Here is a 17,185-nt window from a genome sequence, read left to right as displayed (position 1 = left end):
CGGGACTCACACAGTTTTAGCGAATGTTTGCTCAGATGCGCGGCGGGGGACTGCGTGAACCCGCTCCGCCGACATCAGCGGGGCACCGTCCGATCTCCGAAGCAAGGCGAATGACGATGCGAGCAACCCTGCGGCCAGGCAAGATCGGTGTGGTCGTCGCGTTTCTGGTGACGGCGGCCGTCGGTTACTTCGCGGATCGGCAGAACCACGCCGTCTATCGCGAGCAGGCCCGCGCCGAAGTCGCCGTGAACCTCGGGCGCATCCGAGCGGCGATCGAGAGCAACATCAACAGCAACATTCAGCTCGTCCGCGGCCTCGTGGCGGTCATCGCGACCGATCCGAGCATGGATCAGGCCCGGTTCGAGGCGATCACCTCCGCGCTGATCGGCGAGGATTCCCAGCTGCGCAACATCGCTGCCGCGCCCGACCTCGTCATTCGCTTGATCTATCCCCTCGTCAACAACGAGAAGGCCGTCGGGCTCGACTACATGCGCCACGCCGCGCAGCGGGACGCGGCCCTCGCCGCGATGAACCAGCGCGGAATGGTCCTGGCGGGCCCGGTCGACCTCGTCCAAGGCGGCCGCGGCTTCATCGGCCGCATCCCCGTCTTTCTCGAGGACGACGCCGCGGAAGACGGATCCACCATGGCGCGGCCGTGGGGCCTCGTCTCGGCGGTCATCGACGTCGACCGCTTCTACGAGGAGAGCGGGCTCCTGCGCGACGACCTTCCGATCCGCGTCGCCCTCATGGGTCGCGATGCGGACCCGTCCGACCCGACCGTGTTCTTCGGGGACGCCGCCGTGCTCGCGGCCGACCCGGTCGTCGCGGACGTATCGCTGCCGAGGGGCGGCTGGCGGATCGCCGCCGTGCCGCGGGAGGGCTGGAAGGAGACCCCGCCGGACGCGCTGCGCTTTCGCGCCCTTCTCGTCCTCGCCGCCCTCGCGATCGTGCTGCCGGTGGGCGTCGCCGGCCACTTCTACGATCGCCACCGGGCGCATTCTCGCGCGCTCGCCGCCCGCGAGAGCGAGATGCGCATCCTCTCGCAGAGGCTGAGGCTCGCGCTCGAGACCTCGAAGATCGGGGTCTGGGAAGTCGATCTAGATACGGGCGAGATGCGCTGGGACGAGCGGATGAAGGAGCTCTACGGCATCCCGGCCGACGTGACTCCCGACGCCGTCGCGCACTGGAAGGCGAAGCTCCACCCGGACGACCGCGAGCAAGCGGTCGCCGAGTTCGAGGAGTCCGCCGCGAGCGGCAGCACGTACAAGTCCGTCTTCCGCGTCGTCCAGCCGGACGGCTCCGCGCGCTGGGTCAGGACCATCGGCGCCACCCACCGCGATCCGGCGGGCCACCGGCTCGCGCTCGGCGTCAACTGGGACGTCTCCGACGACGTGCAGCGCAAGAGCCAGCTGATCGAGGCCAAGCGCAGCGCGGAGATGCGCAATCGCGAGCTCGAGGAAGCGCGCCGGCAAATGGAGCACGATTCCCTCCACGACAGCCTCACCGGCTTGCCGAACCGCCGCTTCCTGGACGAGCGCGTCGGCCGCGACGGCGCCGGCTCGGTCCCGTCCGCCATGCTCCACATCGATCTCGACCGCTTCAAGCACATCAACGATACGCTCGGCCACGCCGCGGGCGACGCGATGCTGGTGCACGCGGCGGACGTGCTGCGCCGGAACACGCGCGAGAGCGACATCGTCGCGCGGATCGGCGGCGACGAGTTCATCATCGCGACGATGGGGCCGACGAGCACCGCCGGGCTCACCGCGCTGGCCGAGCGCGTCATCGAGGAGATGCGCCGCCCCGTTCCCTACCAGAGCCACGAATGCCGGTTCGGCGCGAGCATCGGCATCGCCGTCGGCGACGGCGCCGACGCCTCGTCCACGAAGCAGCTGCTCATCGACGCGGATCTCGCCCTCTACCGCGCCAAGAACCGCGGCCGGAACCGCTACGAGTTCTTCGACGCATCGCTGAAGGCCGAGATCGTGTCCAACAAGATCCTGGCGGACGAGATCCTGACCGGGCTCGAGCGGCGGGAGTTCCTGCCCTACTTCCAGCCCCAGTTCGATGCGCGGACCCTCGACATCGTCGGCGTCGAGGCCCTGGCGCGGTGGCGCCATCCCACCCGAGGGATCCTCGCGCCCGGCGCGTTCCTCGCCACGGCCGAGGAGCTCGGGGTCGTCCCTCTGATCGACCGCATCGTTCTCGAGGAGACGCTCTGGCAGTCGGCGCGCTGGGCGGCGGCGGGCATCGTCATTCCCCGCAAGTCGGTCAACGTCTCGGCCGGCCAGCTGCAGGACGGCGCCCTGATCGACCGGCTCCGAGACCTGCCGATCACGCCCGGCGAGCTGTCCTTCGAGCTGCTCGAGTCGATCTTTCTCGACGAGGGCAGCGAAACGGCCACGAGCAACATCGCGCGGCTCGCCGACATGGGCATCGACGTCGAGATCGACGATTTCGGCACCGGCTACGCCTCGATCGTCAGCCTGCTGCAGCTCAGGCCCAAGCGCCTGAAGATCGAACGGCGCCTGGTCACGCCGATCACGCATGCGGCGCATCAACGCCGGCTCGTGGCCTCGATCATCGAGATCGGCAAGTCGCTCGGCATCGCGGTCGTCGCCGAAGGCGTCGAGACCATGGACCACGCCGCCATCCTCGACGAGCTGGGCTGCAACGTGCTCCAGGGCTACGCCTTCGCGGCCCCGATGTCGTCGGACGACCTCATCGCGTTCGTGCGCGCCGAACGCTGGCGGGCCGCCCGCCACGGCACGGACGCGGGCAGTCGCGAAGCCGCCGCGGGATAGAGCGGGCACCCGCTCCGGCGCATCGAGAAAGGCCCCGCGAGCGTCGCTCGCGGGGCCTTCGATCTCGGTCGCGACGATGCGCGCGGCTCACGCCTCCGGCGGGGTCTCCGGGGGACCTTCGGGCGGGGGCGGCTCGCCGGCCCCGCCGGCATCCCCCTCGCCGTCGTTGCCCTCGCCGTCGACCACCTCGCTCTCGGCGCCGCCGGCGATGTGCTCGACGGAGACGACGTGCTCGTCCTCCGCCGTGTCGAAGACGATGACGCCCTGCGTCGAGCGCCCGGCGATGCGGATGCCGTCCACCGGCACGCGGATGGTCTGGCCGCGATCGGTGATCAGCATCACCTGGTCGTGGCCCTCGACGGGGAAGGAGGAGACGAGCGCGCCGTTGCGGGCGTTGGTCACCATGGCGGTGATGCCCTTGCCGCCGCGGTTCGTCACCCGGTACTCGAAGGACGACGAGCGCTTGCCGTAGCCGTTGACAGTGAGCGTGAGCACGAACTGCTCCTGCGCCCCCATCTCGGCGTAGCGCTCCTGGCCGAGCTCGACCTCCGCCGTCGCCTCCTCGGCGTCGCCGTTCTGCGCCGGCGCCTCCTCGGCCGAGAGCTCGGCGCCGGAGGCGCGGCGCATGGCCGAGGCGTAGCGCAGATAGGCCTGACGCTCCTCCGCCGTGGCGCCCACGTGACGCAGGATCGCGAGCGAGATCACCCGGTCGCCCTTGGCCAGCGTGATGCCGCGCACGCCGGTCGAGTCGCGGCCCTTGAAGACGCGCACGTCCGGCACCGCGAAGCGGATGCACTGGCCCTTGGCCGTCGTCAGCAGCACGTCGTCGTCGACCGAGCAGACCTGGACGTCGACGATGGCGTCGCCCTCGTCGAGCTTCATGGCGATCTTGCCGGCGCGGTTCACCTGGACGAAGTCGGAGAGCTTGTTGCGCCGCACGTTGCCGTTCGCGGTCGCGAACATGACGTCGTAGCGCTCCCAGGTGCCCTCGTCCTCGGGCAGCGGCATGATCGTGGTGATGCGCTCGTCCTGCTCGAGGGGGAGCATGTTGATCAGCGCCTTGCCGCGGGAATTCGGCGCGCCGACGGGAAGCCGCCAGACCTTCTCCTTGTAGACCTGGCCGCGGGAGGAGAAGAACAGCACCGGCGTGTGCGTGTTCGCCACGAACAGCCGCGAGACGAAGTCCTCCTCGCGGGTCGCCATGCCGGAGCGGCCCTTGCCGCCGCGGCGCTGGGCCCGGTAGGTGGAGAGCGGCACGCGCTTGATGTAGCCCATGTGCGAGACGGTGACGACCATGTCCTCGCGGGCGATCAGGTCCTCGACGTCGAACTCGCCCTCGGCTTCGACGATCTCGGTCTTGCGCGGGGTGGCGAACTCCGCCCTCGCCGCGGCGAGCTCGTCGCGGATGATCTGCAGGATGCGGGCGCGCGAGCGCAGAATCTCGAGATAGTCGCGGATCTCGTCCGCGAGCTTCTTGAGCTCGTCGCCGATCTCGTCGCGGCCGAGCGCGGTGAGGCGCTGCAGGCGCAGGTCGAGGATGGCGCGGGCCTGGACCTCGGAGAGACGGTAGGTCCCGTCCTCGGCGACGCGGTGGCGCGGGTCGTCGACGAGCGCGATGAGCGGCGCGATGTCGTGGGCGGGCCAGTCGCGATCCATCAGCGCCTCGCGTGCGGCGTTCGGATCGGGCGCGGTGCGGATGAGGCGGATGACCTCGTCGATGTTGGCGACCGCGATGGCGAGGCCGCACAGGACGTGGGCGCGATCGCGGGCCTTGCCGAGCAGGTACTTGGTGCGCCGGGAGACGACCTCCTCGCGGAAGTCGACGAAGGCGCGGATCATGTCCTTCAGGTTCAGTGTCTCGGGACGCCCGCCGTTGAGGGCGACGAGGTTCGCGCCGAAGGAGGTCTGCAGCGGCGTGTAGCGGTAGAGCTGGTTGAGGACGACGTCGGCCACCGCGTCGCGCTTGAGCTCGATGACGATGCGCATGCCCTCGCGATCGGACTCGTCGCGCAGGTCCGAGATGCCCTCGACGCGCTTCTCGCGCACGAGGTCGGCGATGCGCTCGATCAGCGCCGACTTGTTCACCTGGTAGGGGATCTCGGTGACGACGATGGCGTCCCGGTCCTTGCGGATCTCCTCCACCTCGGCGCGGGCGCGCATGATCACCGAGCCGCGGCCCGTATGGTAGGCGGCGCGCGAGCCGGCGCGGCCGATGATCAGGCCGCCGGTCGGGAAGTCCGGCCCCGGGACGATGTCGATGAGCTCGTCCACCGTGACGCCGGGATTGTCGATGTAGGTGAGGCAGGCGTCGACGACCTCGCCGAGATTGTGCGGCGGGATGTTGGTCGCCATGCCGACCGCGATGCCGCCGGCGCCGTTGACGAGCAGGTTCGGGAAGCGCGCCGGCAGGACCAGCGGCTCCTTTTCCTTGCCGTCGTAGTTGTCGCCGAAATCGACGGTCTCCTTGTCGATGTCGTCGAGAAGCGCCATGGCGGGCTTGGCGAGGCGGCACTCGGTGTAGCGCATCGCCGCCGCGGGGTCGCCGTCGACCGAGCCGAAATTGCCCTGCCCGTCGATCAGCGGCAGGCGCATGGAGAAGGTCTGCGCCATGCGCACGAGGGCGTCGTAGATCGCCTGGTCGCCGTGCGGATGGTACTTACCCATCACGTCGCCGACGACGCGTGCGCACTTGACGTAGGGCCGCTCGGGGAAGATGCCGGCCTCGTGCATGGCGTAGAGGATGCGCCGGTGCACGGGCTTCAAGCCGTCGCGCGCGTCGGGCAGCGCGCGGCTCACGATCACGCTCATGGCGTAATCGAGATACGACTTCTTCATCTCCTCGATGATGGAGACGGGCTTCACGTCTCCGCCGGACGGCGGCTGCCCGCCGGCATTGTTCGGATCGTTCTCGGCCAAAGCGACTGTCTCTCCGGATCGCGCCCCGCGGGACCGGCCGGCGCCCGGATGGGCGCGAGGCGGCGCGCGGGCCGCCGAATCCACGGGAAATCAAGCCCCTAGATGGCCTCTCCGCGCGCGAATCGCAAGCGCGGCGGGGCGACGTCGTCCGGTCATCCACCGAGAACGACGGCGTGCATGATCCGGCCGGGCAGGAGCGTGAAGGCGCCGGTCAGGACGAGGGCGAACCAGAACAGCATGACCATGGTCGTGCGGTGCGCCTTCAGCTTGCGGCGGCGCGCCTCGTAGACGCCGATCGCCACCATCACCGTCGTGAAGGCGGACAGGCCGTGGATCCAGGAGAAGGGCCCGATCAGCGGCCGGTAGACGAAGCCGAAGGAGGACAGCGTCACCGCGAACATCAGCGCGACCCAGAGCCGGCCGAGGAAGCGATGCGCCTGCCCGCCCTTCGGCCGGGCGAGCTGGACCGCGCCGACGAACAGCGCGCCGATGGCGGCGAGGGCGTGGATCTGCACGAGCGGCGGCGCCGCGAGAAGCGGTGCGAGGGTCATGCGGGCTCCGGCAGCGGGTCGAGGGCCTTATGTAACGGCCCTTAACATTGCCCTCGAAGGGCTGTCCAGCCCCTACCCCGTCTCCCCGACCGCGGCGCCGCGGGCCGCGCGCGGCGGCGGATCGCTCCTGGGCGGCTCGCACGGGGCGCGCGGAGGCGCGTAGCCGATCATCTCGGCGGCGCGCTCGGCGGCGTCGGCGAAGGGCTGGAGCACGAGGTCGGCGCCGGCGTGCAGCAGGCGGCGCGCGTCGGCCGCGTCGTGGCTGCGCACCGCGATGCGGCCGGTGAAGCCGGCGTGCCGCACGGCGTGCATCAGCACGAGCCGGCTGTCGCCGTGGACGACGCTGGGGCCCGACGGCGGCGGCGTCGCGATCACCAGCCAGCCGGCGCCCGAGAGCGGCAGGCTTTCGGGGAAGTCGGGGTCGAGCGCGTCCCCGAACAGGCCGTCGTGACCGCGCTTGCGCCAGCGCTCGAGCGCCTCCGGGTCGAAATCGACGCCGAGGATGCGCGTCTCGTGGGCGGTGAGCACCTTGGCGATCTCGCGCCCGTAGCGGCCGACCCCGAAGATCACGACGTCGTAGGCCGCGCTCGGGGGAAGCGCCTCCTCCCGCTCGCGAAACGGGTCGCGCCGCTCGGCCCAGCCGAGGAAGGGCTCCAGCCAGGAATAGAGCCGCTGGGCGTAGAGGATCATGTAGGTGGAGAGCGTGATGGTCACGAGGCCGACCAGCGTGACGAGCCCGATCGATTCCGACGGCGCATGGCCCAGCGCGACGCCCATCGCCATGAAGATGAGCGAGAATTCCGAGATCTGCGCCACCGTGAGGCCGGCGAAGAAGCCCGTGCGCTTGCGGTAGCCGAGAGCCGCCATGATGATCATCACGATGAGCGGATTGCCGATCAGCACGAAGGCGGAGAGCACCAGCGCCGGCACGATCTGGTCGCCGAGCGTGCCGAGCCCCAGGCCGGCGCCGAGCCCGACGAAGAAGAACAGGAGCAGGAAGTCGCGCAGGCTCGACAGCCGCGAGGCGATCGCCTCCCGCAGCGAGGTCGAAGCCAGCGAGACGCCGGCGAGAAGGCCGCCGAGCTCCTTGCCGAGCCCGATCAGGTCGCAGATCGAGGCGAAGAGCACGGCCCAGGCCAGCGCGAAGGTGAGCATCAGCTCGGGCGTGCGCGAGACGAGCTTCATCAGCCGCTCGGCGCCGTAGCGCACGAACAGCACCACGGCGCCCACGAGCGCGAAGCCCGCCGCGAAGGTGCCGACGAGGCCGAGCCCCAGCCCCCCCTTCGCCCCCGCGCCGACGCCGAAGGTCGAGAGCACGATCATCGCGACGACCACGACGATGTCCTGCACGATCAGGAAGCCGATGGCGATGCGCCCGTGCAGCGCGTCGACCTCGCGCTTGTCGGACAGCAGCTTCACGATGATGATCGTGGAGGAGAAGGTGAGCGCGACCGCGACGTAGAGGCTGGTCAGCGGGTCGATGCCGAGCGCGAGGCAGATGACGTAGCCGACGATCGCCGTGAAGCCGACCTGGCCGAGGCCGGTCGCGAGCGCCACCACGCCGAGCGAGCGCACCACCGACAGGTCGAGCTTGAGGCCCACGAGGAAGAGCAGCACCGCGATGCCGATCTCGGCGAGGAGATCGACATGCGCGCTCGTCTCGATGACGCCGAGCATGTCCGGCCCGGCGAGGATGCCCGTCGCGATGAAGGCGACGACGAGGGGCTGCTTCAGCACCAGGCCGACGAGGCCGAAGGCCGCCGCCAGCGCGAGCAGCGCGGCGATCTCGTGGAAGATGTGGGCGTCCGCCATCGGGGGCTGTCGGACCTCTCGCGTTTCCGGGACCTCGCCGACCCTATCCGCCCGGCCGGCCTCCCGAAACCTGGGAACGTTCCCGATCAGTTCCACGGTTTGGGAATGGGAAATGTGCTCCCGACCTAGCCAGGCGGTCGGGAGACGGGCATTCTCCGCGCCGATGGCGGTCTACTTCACCTCCGACACGCATTTCTCCGATCCGCGCGTGCTGGCGATCGACAGGCGCCCCTTCGCCTCGCTGGCCGATCACGACGCGGCGCTGATCGCCGCGTGGCGGGAGCGCGTGCGCGAGGGGGACGTCGTCTGGCATCTCGGCGACTTCGCCCGCGACCGGCCGGCCGGGCGCGCGGCGGAGATCCTGGCGCGGCTGCCGGGGGAGAAGCACCTCCTCGTCGGCAACAACGATCCCGACAGCGTCACCGCCCTGCCCTTCTGGGCGAGCGTCGCGCCCTATGCGGAGATCGCGGTCGAAGGCCAGCGGCTCGTTCTCTGCCATTACCCGTTCCGGACCTGGCGGGACAGCGCGAAGGGCGTGATCGACCTGCACGGGCACAGCCACGGCCGGCTGACCCCGATCCCGCGGCAATACGACGTCGGCGTCGACGTCTGGGACTACCGGCCGGTGACCCTCGCCGAGATCCGGGCGCGGCGGCGGCGCGGCCCGCCGCGGCCGCCGCCTGCGCGACAGGCGCGCACGCCATGATTCGCCTGCTGATCACCGGCTTCGGCCCCTTTCCCGGGGTGCCCCGCAACCCCACCGCCGCGCTCGCGCAGAGCCTCGCGGCCGATCCGCGCTGGCGGCGGCTCGGGGTCGAGGCGCGCGCGCTGGTGCTCGAGACCTCCTATGGCGCGATCGAGGGGGCGCTGCTGCCGGCGCTGCGGGATGTCCGGCCGGACGCTGTGCTGATGCTGGGCGTCGCCGCGCGCCGACGCGCGATCTGCCTCGAGACGCGCGCGGTGAACCGGGCGACGCGGCGGCTGCCGGACGCGTCGGGACGGCTGCCGACGCGCCTCGCCTGGAAGGCGGGCGCGCCCTTCGTCCGGCCGGCGCGGGCGCCGGTTCCCGTCCTCGCGGCGGCGCTGCGGGCGGGCGCACCGGGCGCGACCCGTGTCTCGCGCGACGCCGGGCGCTATCTGTGCAACGTCTCCTATTTCGACGCGCTGGCGGAGCCCCACCCGGCGGGCCTCGTCTTCGTGCACGTGCCGATGCCGCGGACCGGCTCCGGGCGTCCGCTGGATCGCGGCGCCCCCGGGCGGCTCGCAATGGCCCGCATGCGCCGCGCGCTGATGTCCGCGGCGCTCGCCCTCACCCGCGTCTCGCGGCGTTCGCCCCTTCGGCCGATGGACGGCTGACCGCATCTCCGAATCTCAGGCTCCGGCGGCCTGTGCGGCCGGCCCCCCGGCATCGGCCAGGCGGGCGCGGTCGATCCCGTAGCGGGCGAGGTCTTCGTCCGTGACGTCCCTCCCGCGTCGCTGGAGCGCGTCGTTGAGCTCTGCGCGCCAGCCGGCGAAGGGGCCGTGGCGCTCGGAATGGTTCTCCGCCGTGCCGACGAGATAGGCGCCCGGCGCATCGAGCGTCGCCGTGCGCGCGCCGCGCTCGGCCGCCGCCCGCGGCCAGACGTGATGGTCCCGCAGGACGGCGAGCGGGTTGCGGCGGAGCGCATCGGAATCGTCCGGCCGCAGCCGGGCGACGATGGAGGAGCCGCACAGCGCGTAGAACGGCTTCTCGAAGACGTCCGGGAACGGCAGCGGCGCGATCCGGCCGCTGCAGAAATCGAGCATCTCGCCCGCCGCGATCACGCCGCCGAGGACGTCCGGCCCGATGCGGGCGCGCGCCGCGGCGACGAGGCCACGGGAGACCCAGTCGTCGGCGTCGACATACATGAGAAGCCCCTCCCCGCCCCGCAGGGCGGCCTCGCCGAGCGCGTATTTCTTGCAGCCCGAATCGTTGTTGGCGGCGTCCGGCGGCCGCGCCGGCCAGTCGGCGGCGAGAAAGGTGACGCGCGGATCGTCGGGGAGCGTGCGGGGCCGATCGTGGCCCATGATCAGGACTCGGAAATCCGGATCGGACTGCGCGCGGATCGAGGCCAGCGTCAGCCCGAGCAGGGCCTCGACGCGGGCGAAGTCGGCCGCCGCTGCGCGACCGACGAGGGGAATGGCGAAGGTGAAGGGAAGACGCTCGCTCATGGTCGAGGCGCAACGCGCCCGGAGCGTCCGTAGTGCCGTGATCGCCGACGCGAAACCGCGATCTGCGTCGATCGTTCGCGGGGTCGGCGCGGGAACGGCGTCGCGAGAAACGCGCCGGAAGCCGGCGCCGGCGGCCGACGCCTAAGGGACAGCCCGAGGGGCCGGCGCGGGCGCGCGCCGGCCGTCTCGCGGCTCGGTCGCGGGCGACCTCAGACCTCGTTGCCGGCTGCGACGAGGCTCTTGACGGTCTGGAGCGCAGCGCCGCGGAGCGCCGGGCGCTTGATCTCGTTGAACAGCGCGACCAGCGCGATGGCGTCCTCGTCCATCAGGCGCGCCTGGCCCTGCTCCACGCCGCCCAGCAAGGCGGAGGCGGGCTGCTCCAGCACCGTGGCGATCTGCACGAGACGGGAGGCCGCGACGCGGTCGGTGCCGTTCTCGTACTTCTGGACCTGCTGGTAGGTGACGCCGATGGCCTGGCCGAGCTCGCTCTGCGAGAGCTTGGCCTGCTTGCGGGCCAGGCGGATGCGCTGGCCGATCTCGCGGTCGATTTCAGTGGGTGAGCGTGTCATGAGCCGTTTCCCGACGTGTTGTTACCGGTGTTGAACCGAAAAGTTGCCCCAGAGTTCGCTGATCGCGAGACCTCGAAAGATCGGCTGCAAGACCCTCGCGATACTTTGCGGTTCTATAGCCTTTCTCCGGTGCAGGACAAAGCATCGCTCCCCGATCCTGTCGAGATCGAGGCGGGCGACGGGATCGCCCACGCGCGTCGTATGGGGGCGAGAGAACCGGCAAAGCGAAATTCGAGGTGCGGCCGTGCGGAATTGCCGCAAGCGCCGCACGAGCGACCGGAGCCTCGATTGTGATGCGCCCCCGGCCGCGGGACACTCCGAATAGTCGCGCCGACCTCCTGAGGATTGCCGCGCGCAGAGCGGGTGCGGCGCGCCGTCGGGCATGTCTGGTCAGACTTGCCGTCGCACGCTCAACCGGAGGCCCTCCGAATCGTACTCGCTCCGACGCACGCGCTCGGACGCCCGCCGGAGCCGGCATGCGTCCGTCGATCGCGGCGACAGACGCGGGTGGCGTAACCGGGAATTGTTTTTCCCATGAAATCTGGGGAAAATCCGCACATCGTGAATGTGCGGTTTCGAAAAGAGCCCGCCATGGCTGCAGCCGCTTCGTGGAAACACGCGCCGGGAGTGCCGCCCCGGCTCGCCCGCGATTCGCCTGGGAGTCGGGCTCACGACCGACCGACTGCCGGCCGGCGAGCGGGGCGTGTTCGCGGGCGACCATCTCTCAACCGCCCAAGGCCACGACCAGACGGTCGAGGGCCGTCTGGAGCTGATCGGGATCGCGGGCCACGCACATCCGCAGGTAAGGGCGCGCGGAGGCGCCGAACAGCGCCCCGGGCGCGAGACCGACGCGGGCCGCCTCGAGCACGCGCCTGCAGGCCGCGGTGGAGTCCGGCTCCGATTCCAGCGCGAAGAACACGTACATGCCGCCGCGCGGCTTCGCCGGCAGGCGCACGTCCGGCAGACGGTCGAGCGCCGCATAGGCGAGATCCACGCCCCGTCGGCAGCGCTCGCGCATGGTCTCGACGAGGTCCTCGCCGTCCCGGATCGCGGCCTCCGCACCGGCCTGCACGAAGGGCGAGACGCCACTGTTGACGTACTGCGTCATCGCCGCGAGGTGCGGGGCGACGGACGCGGGATGCGTCAGCCAGCCGATCCGCCAGCCCGTCATCGCCCAGGCCTTGGAGAAGCTGTTGATCGACAGGACCAGGTCTTCCGGCTCGGCGATCTCGAGAATGGAGGGCGCCGAGGGCCCGGCCCAATAGAGACGATTGTAGACCTCGTCCGAGACGATCCACACGCCCCGCTCGCGCCCGAAGGCGAGGAGCGCGGCCAGGTCCTCCCGGCTCGCGGTCCACCCCGTCGGGTTGGCCGGCGTCGAGAAGACGATCGCGCGCGTCCGCGCGTCGCAGGCGCGGGCGACCGCGTCGAGGTCGAGCCGCCAATCACCGTCCCGCAGGGCGAGCGGCACCGGCCGTCCCTCGCCGCCGCTGAGGTGGATCAGGTTGGCGATGTTCGGCCATTGCGGCTCGACGTAGACGATGTTGTGCCCCGGCTCGAGCACGAGCTGGAAGGCGAGCGCCAGCGCCTGCATGCCGCCCGGCGTCACCGTCGAGCGCTCGCGCGCGATCTCGCGGCCGTGCAGCCGCGTCTGATAGGCGGCCAGCGCCTCGGTGAGCCCCGGCGCGCCGCGCATGTTCGGCTCGTAGAAGGTGCGTCCGGCGTCGAGCGCGGCCTTGGCCGCGTCCCGGATGAAGGGCGGGGTGACGAGGTCGCCCTCGCCGTACCAGAGCGGGATCACGTCGCCGATCTCACGCGCGCGCACGGCGAGCTCGGCGATGTTCTCGGTCGGCAGATCCTGGACGAGCGGACGCGCACGCGCGACGGCGAGACTCTCCGGAACGTTGCGCAGGAAAGGTGCCGCCGTCTGTGGATTGCCCTGCATGGATCGCCAGCCCTTTCAGCCCGCATCCGCCCCGCGGCGGAACCACGTCATTTCCCGTATCCTGCAGTGTCCCTCAAATCCGCATCCAGTTCAAGCATGAAACAAGGGCGAAATTTTCCGGACGAACCGGGAGAATTCGCGCCTTCCGGGATGGTCGCCGGGTTTGACCGCTCCGCGCGAACTGCATACTGTATCCGGAAAGGGCTCGAACGGGCGAGAAAGAGCAACGCGGGGATGAGTATGGCGACGAATGCGCAGAGCAAGCGGGAGAGCATCCGCGAGCGGATCTACGCCGATCTGCGCCGGCGCCTGCAGCGCTCCGAGTTCGGCCCCGAGGACAAGCTCGTCGACGTGGAGATCGCGAGCGCGTACGGGGCCTCGCGCATGCCGGCCCGCGAGGCCTTGCTCCAGCTCGTGAACGAGGGCTACCTCGTCGGCACGACCCGCGGTTTCGCAGTGCCGACGTTGACGCTTCAGGACGTGCGCGACGTCTTCGAGATGCGCAAGCTGCTGGAGCCCCGCGCGGCGGCGCACGCCGCGCGCGCTCTCGACGCCTCGACCGAGGCCCAGCTGACGTCCGCCCTCGCCGACGCGAAGGCCGCCACCGAGGAGGACGACGTCGAGCGCTTCATCCTCGCCAACATCGAGTTCCGCAATTCCTGGCTCGGCTGCGTACGCAACGAGCGCCTCGCCTCGACGATCTCGCGCTTCGTCGATCACGTCCAGACGGTGCGGCTGGAGACGCTGCGCCGGCCCGCGACCCGCCAGGTGGTGATCGAGGGCCTGGAGGATCTCCACGCCGCCTTCGTGGCCCGCGATCCGATCGCGGCGAGCGACCGCATGGCGGCCTTCATCGGCGCGGCCGAGCAGGCCTACTTCGCCGCGCGCAAGGCGCAGCTCGGGCCCGAGGCGACGAAGTCGCATCTGCGCGCCGTCTGACGCGCTCCCGGAAGGACGAGGCCCATGGCCCCCAGCTCGGCTGCGAAGCACCCTCTCGACGGCCCGAACCGCTTCAAGCTCGGCGTTTTCTCGACGAACGCCGACGGCGGGCTCGCGATCACCACCGTGCCCGAGCGCTGGCGGGCGACGTGGCAGGACAATCTCGCCGCCGTGACCCTCGCCGACGAGGCCGGCCTCGAGTTCGCCTTGCCGATCGCGCGCTGGAAGGGCTTCGGCGGAGCGACCAACGTGCGCGAATGGTCGTTCGAGACCTTCACCTGGGCGGCGGCGCTGGCGGCGGCGACGCGCCGGATCGGGCTGTTCGCGACGGTGCACGTTCCGCTCGTCCACCCGGTCTACGCCGCCAAGGCGCTGGCCACCGTGGACCACGTCAGCGGCGGGCGCGCCGGGCTCAACATCGTCTGCGGCTGGAATCCGGCCGAGTTCGCCATGTTCGGCGCGAGCGTCGACCAGGACGCCTACGCGCGGGCTGCGGAGTGGATCACCATCATCGAGCGCGCCTACGCCGCCTGCGAGCCGTTCGACTTCAAGGGGCGCTTCTACGACCTCGAGGGCGTCGTCAGCCGCCCCGCGAGCGTCCAGGCGCCGCGGCCGGTGACCATGAACGCCGCCTTCGGCCCGCCCGGGCGCGCCTTCGCGGCCCGGCACTGCGACTACCTGTTCTCCACCTTCTCAGATATCGACGACGGCCGACGGCACGTCGACGACATGCGGTCGCGCGCGGCCGAGGCCGGACGCGAGGTCGGCGTCTACACCGTCTGCCACGTCGTCTGCCGCGAGACGCAGGCGGAGGCCGAGGCCTATTACGAGCGTTACGCCGTGCACGAGGCGGATCACGCCGCCGTCGACGATCACATGGCCAGGAAGAAGGAATTCGCGGGGTCTCACGACCGTGAGGCCTTCGACCTGTATCGCCAGCGCTTCGCCGGGGGCGCGGGCACCTATCCCCTCGTCGGCACGCCCGAGCGGATCGTCGAGGACCTGATCCGGATCGCCGCCCAGGGCTATGCCGGGGCGGCGCTCACCTTCGTCGACTATGCCGGCGAGCTGCCCTTCTTCTGCGAGCGCGTCCTGCCCTTGATGCGGCAGGCCGGCTTGCGCACGCAGTGAGGCGCTCGTGATCCGGCCCTCGCGTTCACACGGAGCGTCCTGATGTTCGATTCCACCCGCTCGCCCCTGCGCGACCGCCTCGATCGCGGCGACGACCTCGCCGTCGCGTGGCTCGCCATGGGCTCCGTCGCGATGGTCGAGGCGGCGGCGCGGGCGCGGCCCGATGCGATCGTGCTCGATCTCCAGCACGGCCTGTTCGACCGGCGCGACCTCGAGGCCGCGATCGGCGTGGTCCCGGCGGAGGTGCCGGTTCTCGTGCGCGTGGCGGAGAGCGGCGCGACCCCGATCGGCGTCGCTCTCGACGCCGGCGCCGAGGGCGTGATCGTACCGCTCGTCGAGACCGTGGAGCAGGCCGAGGAGGCCGCGCGCTACGCCCGCTTTCCGCCGGGCGGCGTGCGCTCCGGCGGCGGCGTGCGCCCGCTCGTCGATTTCGGCGCCTATGTCGCGGCCGCCGAGCGCGGAGTCGTGGTCATCGTCATGATCGAGACGCTGAAGGGATTGGAGAATGCGGGCGCGATCGCCGCGGCGCGGGGGATCGACATGGTCTTCATCGGGACCGGCGATCTCGCGCTGTGCCTCGGCGACGGCGAAGATGCCGAGCGTCGGCACGCCCAGAGCTGCGCAGCGATTCGCGAGGCCTGCGCGCGCGCCGGCAAGCCGTGCGGCGTGTTCACGAGCTCGGTCGAGGCCGCCGAGACGCGGCGCGGCGAGGGGTATCGGATGGTCGTCGCCGCCAACGACGTCGACATCGTCGCGCGCGGGTTCCGAGAAGCCACGGAAGCCTTGTCGCGGCCGAAGCGGAGACGTGCGCGATGAGCCCCGTCCTCGAGGCGCTCGCCGCGACGCTCGGCCCGGACGTGGTCCGCACCGGCGTCGACATCCCCGAGCGCGCCACGGCCGACGCGAGCGGCCTCGCGCCCACGCGCCCGCTCGCGCTCCTCCTGCCGCGCACGACCGAGGACGTCGCGCGCGCGCTCGGCATCTGCCACGCGCACGGCCAGCCGGTCGTCACCCAGGGCGGCATGACCGGCCTCGCGGGCGGCGCCCATCCGGTCGAAGGCGAGATCGCCATCTCGCTCCAGAGAATGAACGGCATCGAGGAGATCGATCCCGTCTCGGCGACGCTGACCGCCCGAGCCGGCACGCCGCTGCAGGCGATCCAGGAGGCGGCGTCGGAGGCCGGCTTCCAATGCGGCATCGATCTCGGCGCACGGGGCACCTGCACGATCGGCGGCAACGTCGCGACGAACGCCGGCGGCAACACCGTCCTGCGCTACGGCATGGCGCGGCGCAACGTGCTGGGCCTCGAGGCCGTGCTCGCCGACGGAACCGTGGTCGGCTCGCTCAACAAGATGCTCAAGAACAACGCCGGTTACGACTGGACGCAGCTCTTCATCGGCTCGGAAGGGACGCTCGGCATCGTCACCCGGGTGGTGCTGGGTCTCCAGCCGAAGCCGGAGGGCGTCCACACGGCGCTCTGCGCGGTCGCGAACGCCGAGGCGGCGCTCGCGCTGCTGCGCGCGCTCGATCGGCGTTTCGCCGGCGGCCTCCTCGTCTTCGAGGCGATGTGGCGCGAGTTCGTGCGCCAGGCGGTGGAGGGTGCAGGCCTGTCGGCGCCCTTCGCCGAGGAGCACGACGTGCTGGTGCTCGTCGAGGCCGCCACCGGGCCCGGCGAGGCCGGCGCCGCGCGCTTCGAGGAGGCGCTCGCCGCCTGCCTCGAGGAAGGGCTCGTCTCCGACGCGATCCTCGCGCGCTCCGAGGCGGACCGCGCGCGGCTGTGGGCCTATCGCGAATCGCCCTACGAATACCAGGGCAAGCTGCCGGTCTTCGTCTCGTTCGACGTGAGCTTCCCCCGCGCGCGGATCGGCGCGGCGGTGGAGGCGATGCGCGCGGCGGCGCGCGAGAGCTGGCCGGGGGCGCTCAGCGTGATCTTCGGGCACGTCGCGGATTCGAACCTCCATTTGATCGTCGGCGGCGAGGGGATCGACAAGGCGGCGGTCGAGAACCGCATCTACGGGATCGTCGCCGCTCAGGGCGGATCGGTATCGGCGGAGCACGGAATCGGCCGCAACAAGCGCGCCTATCTCGCGCTCTCGCGCAAGCCCGAGGAGCTCGCGCTGATGCGCGCCGTGAAGCGGGCCCTCGACCCGAAGGACATCCTGAACAGGGGGCGCGTGCTCTGAAGCCTTTCAATCGGCGGTCATCGAACTGCGGGCTTTCAATGGATCTTGCGTCCGGGGCCGCGACGGGGTGAAATCGCCGGGTGGAACCGGAAATCGGCGGCGTTTTCTGCCGATTTCCCGGAAAACGAAAGGAAAACCCGGGTCA

General features: G+C 71.0%; 13 protein-coding genes. 7 read left to right on the top strand and 6 right to left on the bottom strand.

Features of this window, described 5'->3' with window-relative positions; translation table 11 throughout:
* Positions 1–35: 35 nt before the first annotated feature.
* The gene (locus ABL310_RS11605) at positions 36–2,804 is read left to right on the top strand and encodes an EAL domain-containing protein (RefSeq protein WP_349371831.1); all 2,769 of its coding nucleotides are present in this window, start codon (positions 36–38) and stop codon (positions 2,802–2,804) included.
* Between the two features lie 87 nt (positions 2,805–2,891).
* Here the strand turns inward: ABL310_RS11605 and gyrA are convergent, their stop codons facing one another.
* The 3 genes from gyrA to ABL310_RS11590 form a co-directional block, all read right to left on the bottom strand.
* Entirely contained in the window at positions 2,892–5,720 is a 2,829-nt protein-coding gene (gene gyrA / locus ABL310_RS11600) for a DNA gyrase subunit A (RefSeq protein WP_349371830.1), read from the bottom strand.
* A 152-nt stretch (positions 5,721–5,872) separates the two neighbouring features.
* The gene (locus ABL310_RS11595; RefSeq protein WP_349371829.1) at positions 5,873–6,271 is read right to left on the bottom strand and encodes a DUF2306 domain-containing protein; all 399 of its coding nucleotides are present in this window, start codon (positions 6,269–6,271) and stop codon (positions 5,873–5,875) included.
* Positions 6,272–6,343: 72 nt separating this feature from the next.
* Positions 6,344–8,083 (bottom strand): cation:proton antiporter family protein, encoded by a 1,740-nt coding sequence (locus ABL310_RS11590; RefSeq protein ID WP_349371828.1) that lies wholly within the window; start codon positions 8,081–8,083, stop codon positions 6,344–6,346.
* Between the two features lie 163 nt (positions 8,084–8,246).
* Between ABL310_RS11590 and ABL310_RS11585 the strand changes: the two genes are divergently transcribed.
* Positions 8,247–8,789: a metallophosphoesterase family protein gene (locus ABL310_RS11585; RefSeq protein ID WP_349371827.1), complete on the top strand. Its 543-nt coding sequence runs from the start codon at positions 8,247–8,249 to the stop codon at positions 8,787–8,789.
* Positions 8,786–9,439 (top strand): peptidase C15, encoded by a 654-nt coding sequence (locus ABL310_RS11580; RefSeq protein ID WP_349371826.1) that lies wholly within the window; start codon positions 8,786–8,788, stop codon positions 9,437–9,439. Before ABL310_RS11585 ends, ABL310_RS11580 begins: the two co-directional genes overlap by 4 nt.
* A 15-nt stretch (positions 9,440–9,454) precedes the next feature.
* On the opposite strand, the gene ABL310_RS11575 is transcribed toward ABL310_RS11580, so the two are convergent.
* The 3 genes from ABL310_RS11575 to ABL310_RS11565 form a co-directional block, all read right to left on the bottom strand.
* Positions 9,455–10,273, bottom strand: coding sequence for a hypothetical protein (locus ABL310_RS11575; protein ID WP_349371825.1), 819 nt, complete (start codon positions 10,271–10,273; stop codon positions 9,455–9,457).
* A gap of 209 nt (positions 10,274–10,482) precedes the next feature.
* Positions 10,483–10,842, bottom strand: a complete 360-nt coding sequence (locus tag ABL310_RS11570; RefSeq protein WP_349371824.1) for a helix-turn-helix transcriptional regulator — start codon at positions 10,840–10,842, stop codon at positions 10,483–10,485.
* Between the two features lie 724 nt (positions 10,843–11,566).
* Positions 11,567–12,787 (bottom strand): pyridoxal phosphate-dependent aminotransferase, encoded by a 1,221-nt coding sequence (locus ABL310_RS11565; protein WP_349371823.1) that lies wholly within the window; start codon positions 12,785–12,787, stop codon positions 11,567–11,569.
* Positions 12,788–13,027: 240 nt separating this feature from the next.
* Between ABL310_RS11565 and ABL310_RS11560 the strand changes: the two genes are divergently transcribed.
* Genes ABL310_RS11560 through ABL310_RS11545 form a run of 4 tightly spaced genes read left to right on the top strand, consistent with a single transcriptional unit; the run spans position 13,028 to position 17,040 of the window.
* Positions 13,028–13,726 carry a GntR family transcriptional regulator gene (locus tag ABL310_RS11560; RefSeq protein WP_349371822.1) on the top strand — a complete coding sequence of 233 codons (699 nt, stop codon included), beginning with the start codon at positions 13,028–13,030 and terminating at the stop codon, positions 13,724–13,726.
* A gap of 24 nt (positions 13,727–13,750) precedes the next feature.
* The gene (locus ABL310_RS11555; RefSeq protein WP_349371821.1) at positions 13,751–14,857 is read left to right on the top strand and encodes an LLM class flavin-dependent oxidoreductase; all 1,107 of its coding nucleotides are present in this window, start codon (positions 13,751–13,753) and stop codon (positions 14,855–14,857) included.
* 42 nt (positions 14,858–14,899) lie between these two features.
* On the top strand, positions 14,900–15,673 hold the full coding sequence (locus ABL310_RS11550; protein WP_349371820.1) for an aldolase/citrate lyase family protein: 774 nt from the start codon (positions 14,900–14,902) through the stop codon (positions 15,671–15,673).
* On the top strand, positions 15,670–17,040 hold the full coding sequence (locus ABL310_RS11545) for an FAD-binding oxidoreductase (protein ID WP_349371819.1): 1,371 nt from the start codon (positions 15,670–15,672) through the stop codon (positions 17,038–17,040). The genes ABL310_RS11550 and ABL310_RS11545 overlap by 4 nt, the downstream gene beginning before the upstream one ends.
* The last annotated feature ends 145 nt before the right edge of the window (positions 17,041–17,185 follow it).

The organism is Salinarimonas sp., assembly GCF_040111675.1.
Taxonomy (GTDB): Bacteria; Pseudomonadota; Alphaproteobacteria; order Rhizobiales; family Beijerinckiaceae; genus Salinarimonas.
Note: the sequence above shows the minus strand (reverse complement) of the source record. Positions and strands in the feature narration are given on the sequence as shown.

Coding starts and splice junctions, on each gene's coding strand:
- ABL310_RS11595 (WP_349371829.1), bottom strand. CDS start 6,271: ATGACCCTCGCACCGCTTCTCGCGGCGCCGCCGCTCGTGCAGATCCAC.
- ABL310_RS11545 (WP_349371819.1), top strand. CDS start 15,670: ATGAGCCCCGTCCTCGAGGCGCTCGCCGCGACGCTCGGCCCGGACGTG.
- ABL310_RS11550 (WP_349371820.1), top strand. CDS start 14,900: ATGTTCGATTCCACCCGCTCGCCCCTGCGCGACCGCCTCGATCGCGGC.
- ABL310_RS11565 (WP_349371823.1), bottom strand. CDS start 12,787: ATGCAGGGCAATCCACAGACGGCGGCACCTTTCCTGCGCAACGTTCCG.
- ABL310_RS11580 (WP_349371826.1), top strand. CDS start 8,786: ATGATTCGCCTGCTGATCACCGGCTTCGGCCCCTTTCCCGGGGTGCCC.
- ABL310_RS11570 (WP_349371824.1), bottom strand. CDS start 10,842: ATGACACGCTCACCCACTGAAATCGACCGCGAGATCGGCCAGCGCATC.
- ABL310_RS11575 (WP_349371825.1), bottom strand. CDS start 10,273: ATGAGCGAGCGTCTTCCCTTCACCTTCGCCATTCCCCTCGTCGGTCGC.
- ABL310_RS11605 (WP_349371831.1), top strand. CDS start 36: ATGCGCGGCGGGGGACTGCGTGAACCCGCTCCGCCGACATCAGCGGGG.
- ABL310_RS11590 (WP_349371828.1), bottom strand. CDS start 8,083: ATGGCGGACGCCCACATCTTCCACGAGATCGCCGCGCTGCTCGCGCTG.
- ABL310_RS11585 (WP_349371827.1), top strand. CDS start 8,247: ATGGCGGTCTACTTCACCTCCGACACGCATTTCTCCGATCCGCGCGTG.
- ABL310_RS11560 (WP_349371822.1), top strand. CDS start 13,028: ATGGCGACGAATGCGCAGAGCAAGCGGGAGAGCATCCGCGAGCGGATC.
- ABL310_RS11555 (WP_349371821.1), top strand. CDS start 13,751: ATGGCCCCCAGCTCGGCTGCGAAGCACCCTCTCGACGGCCCGAACCGC.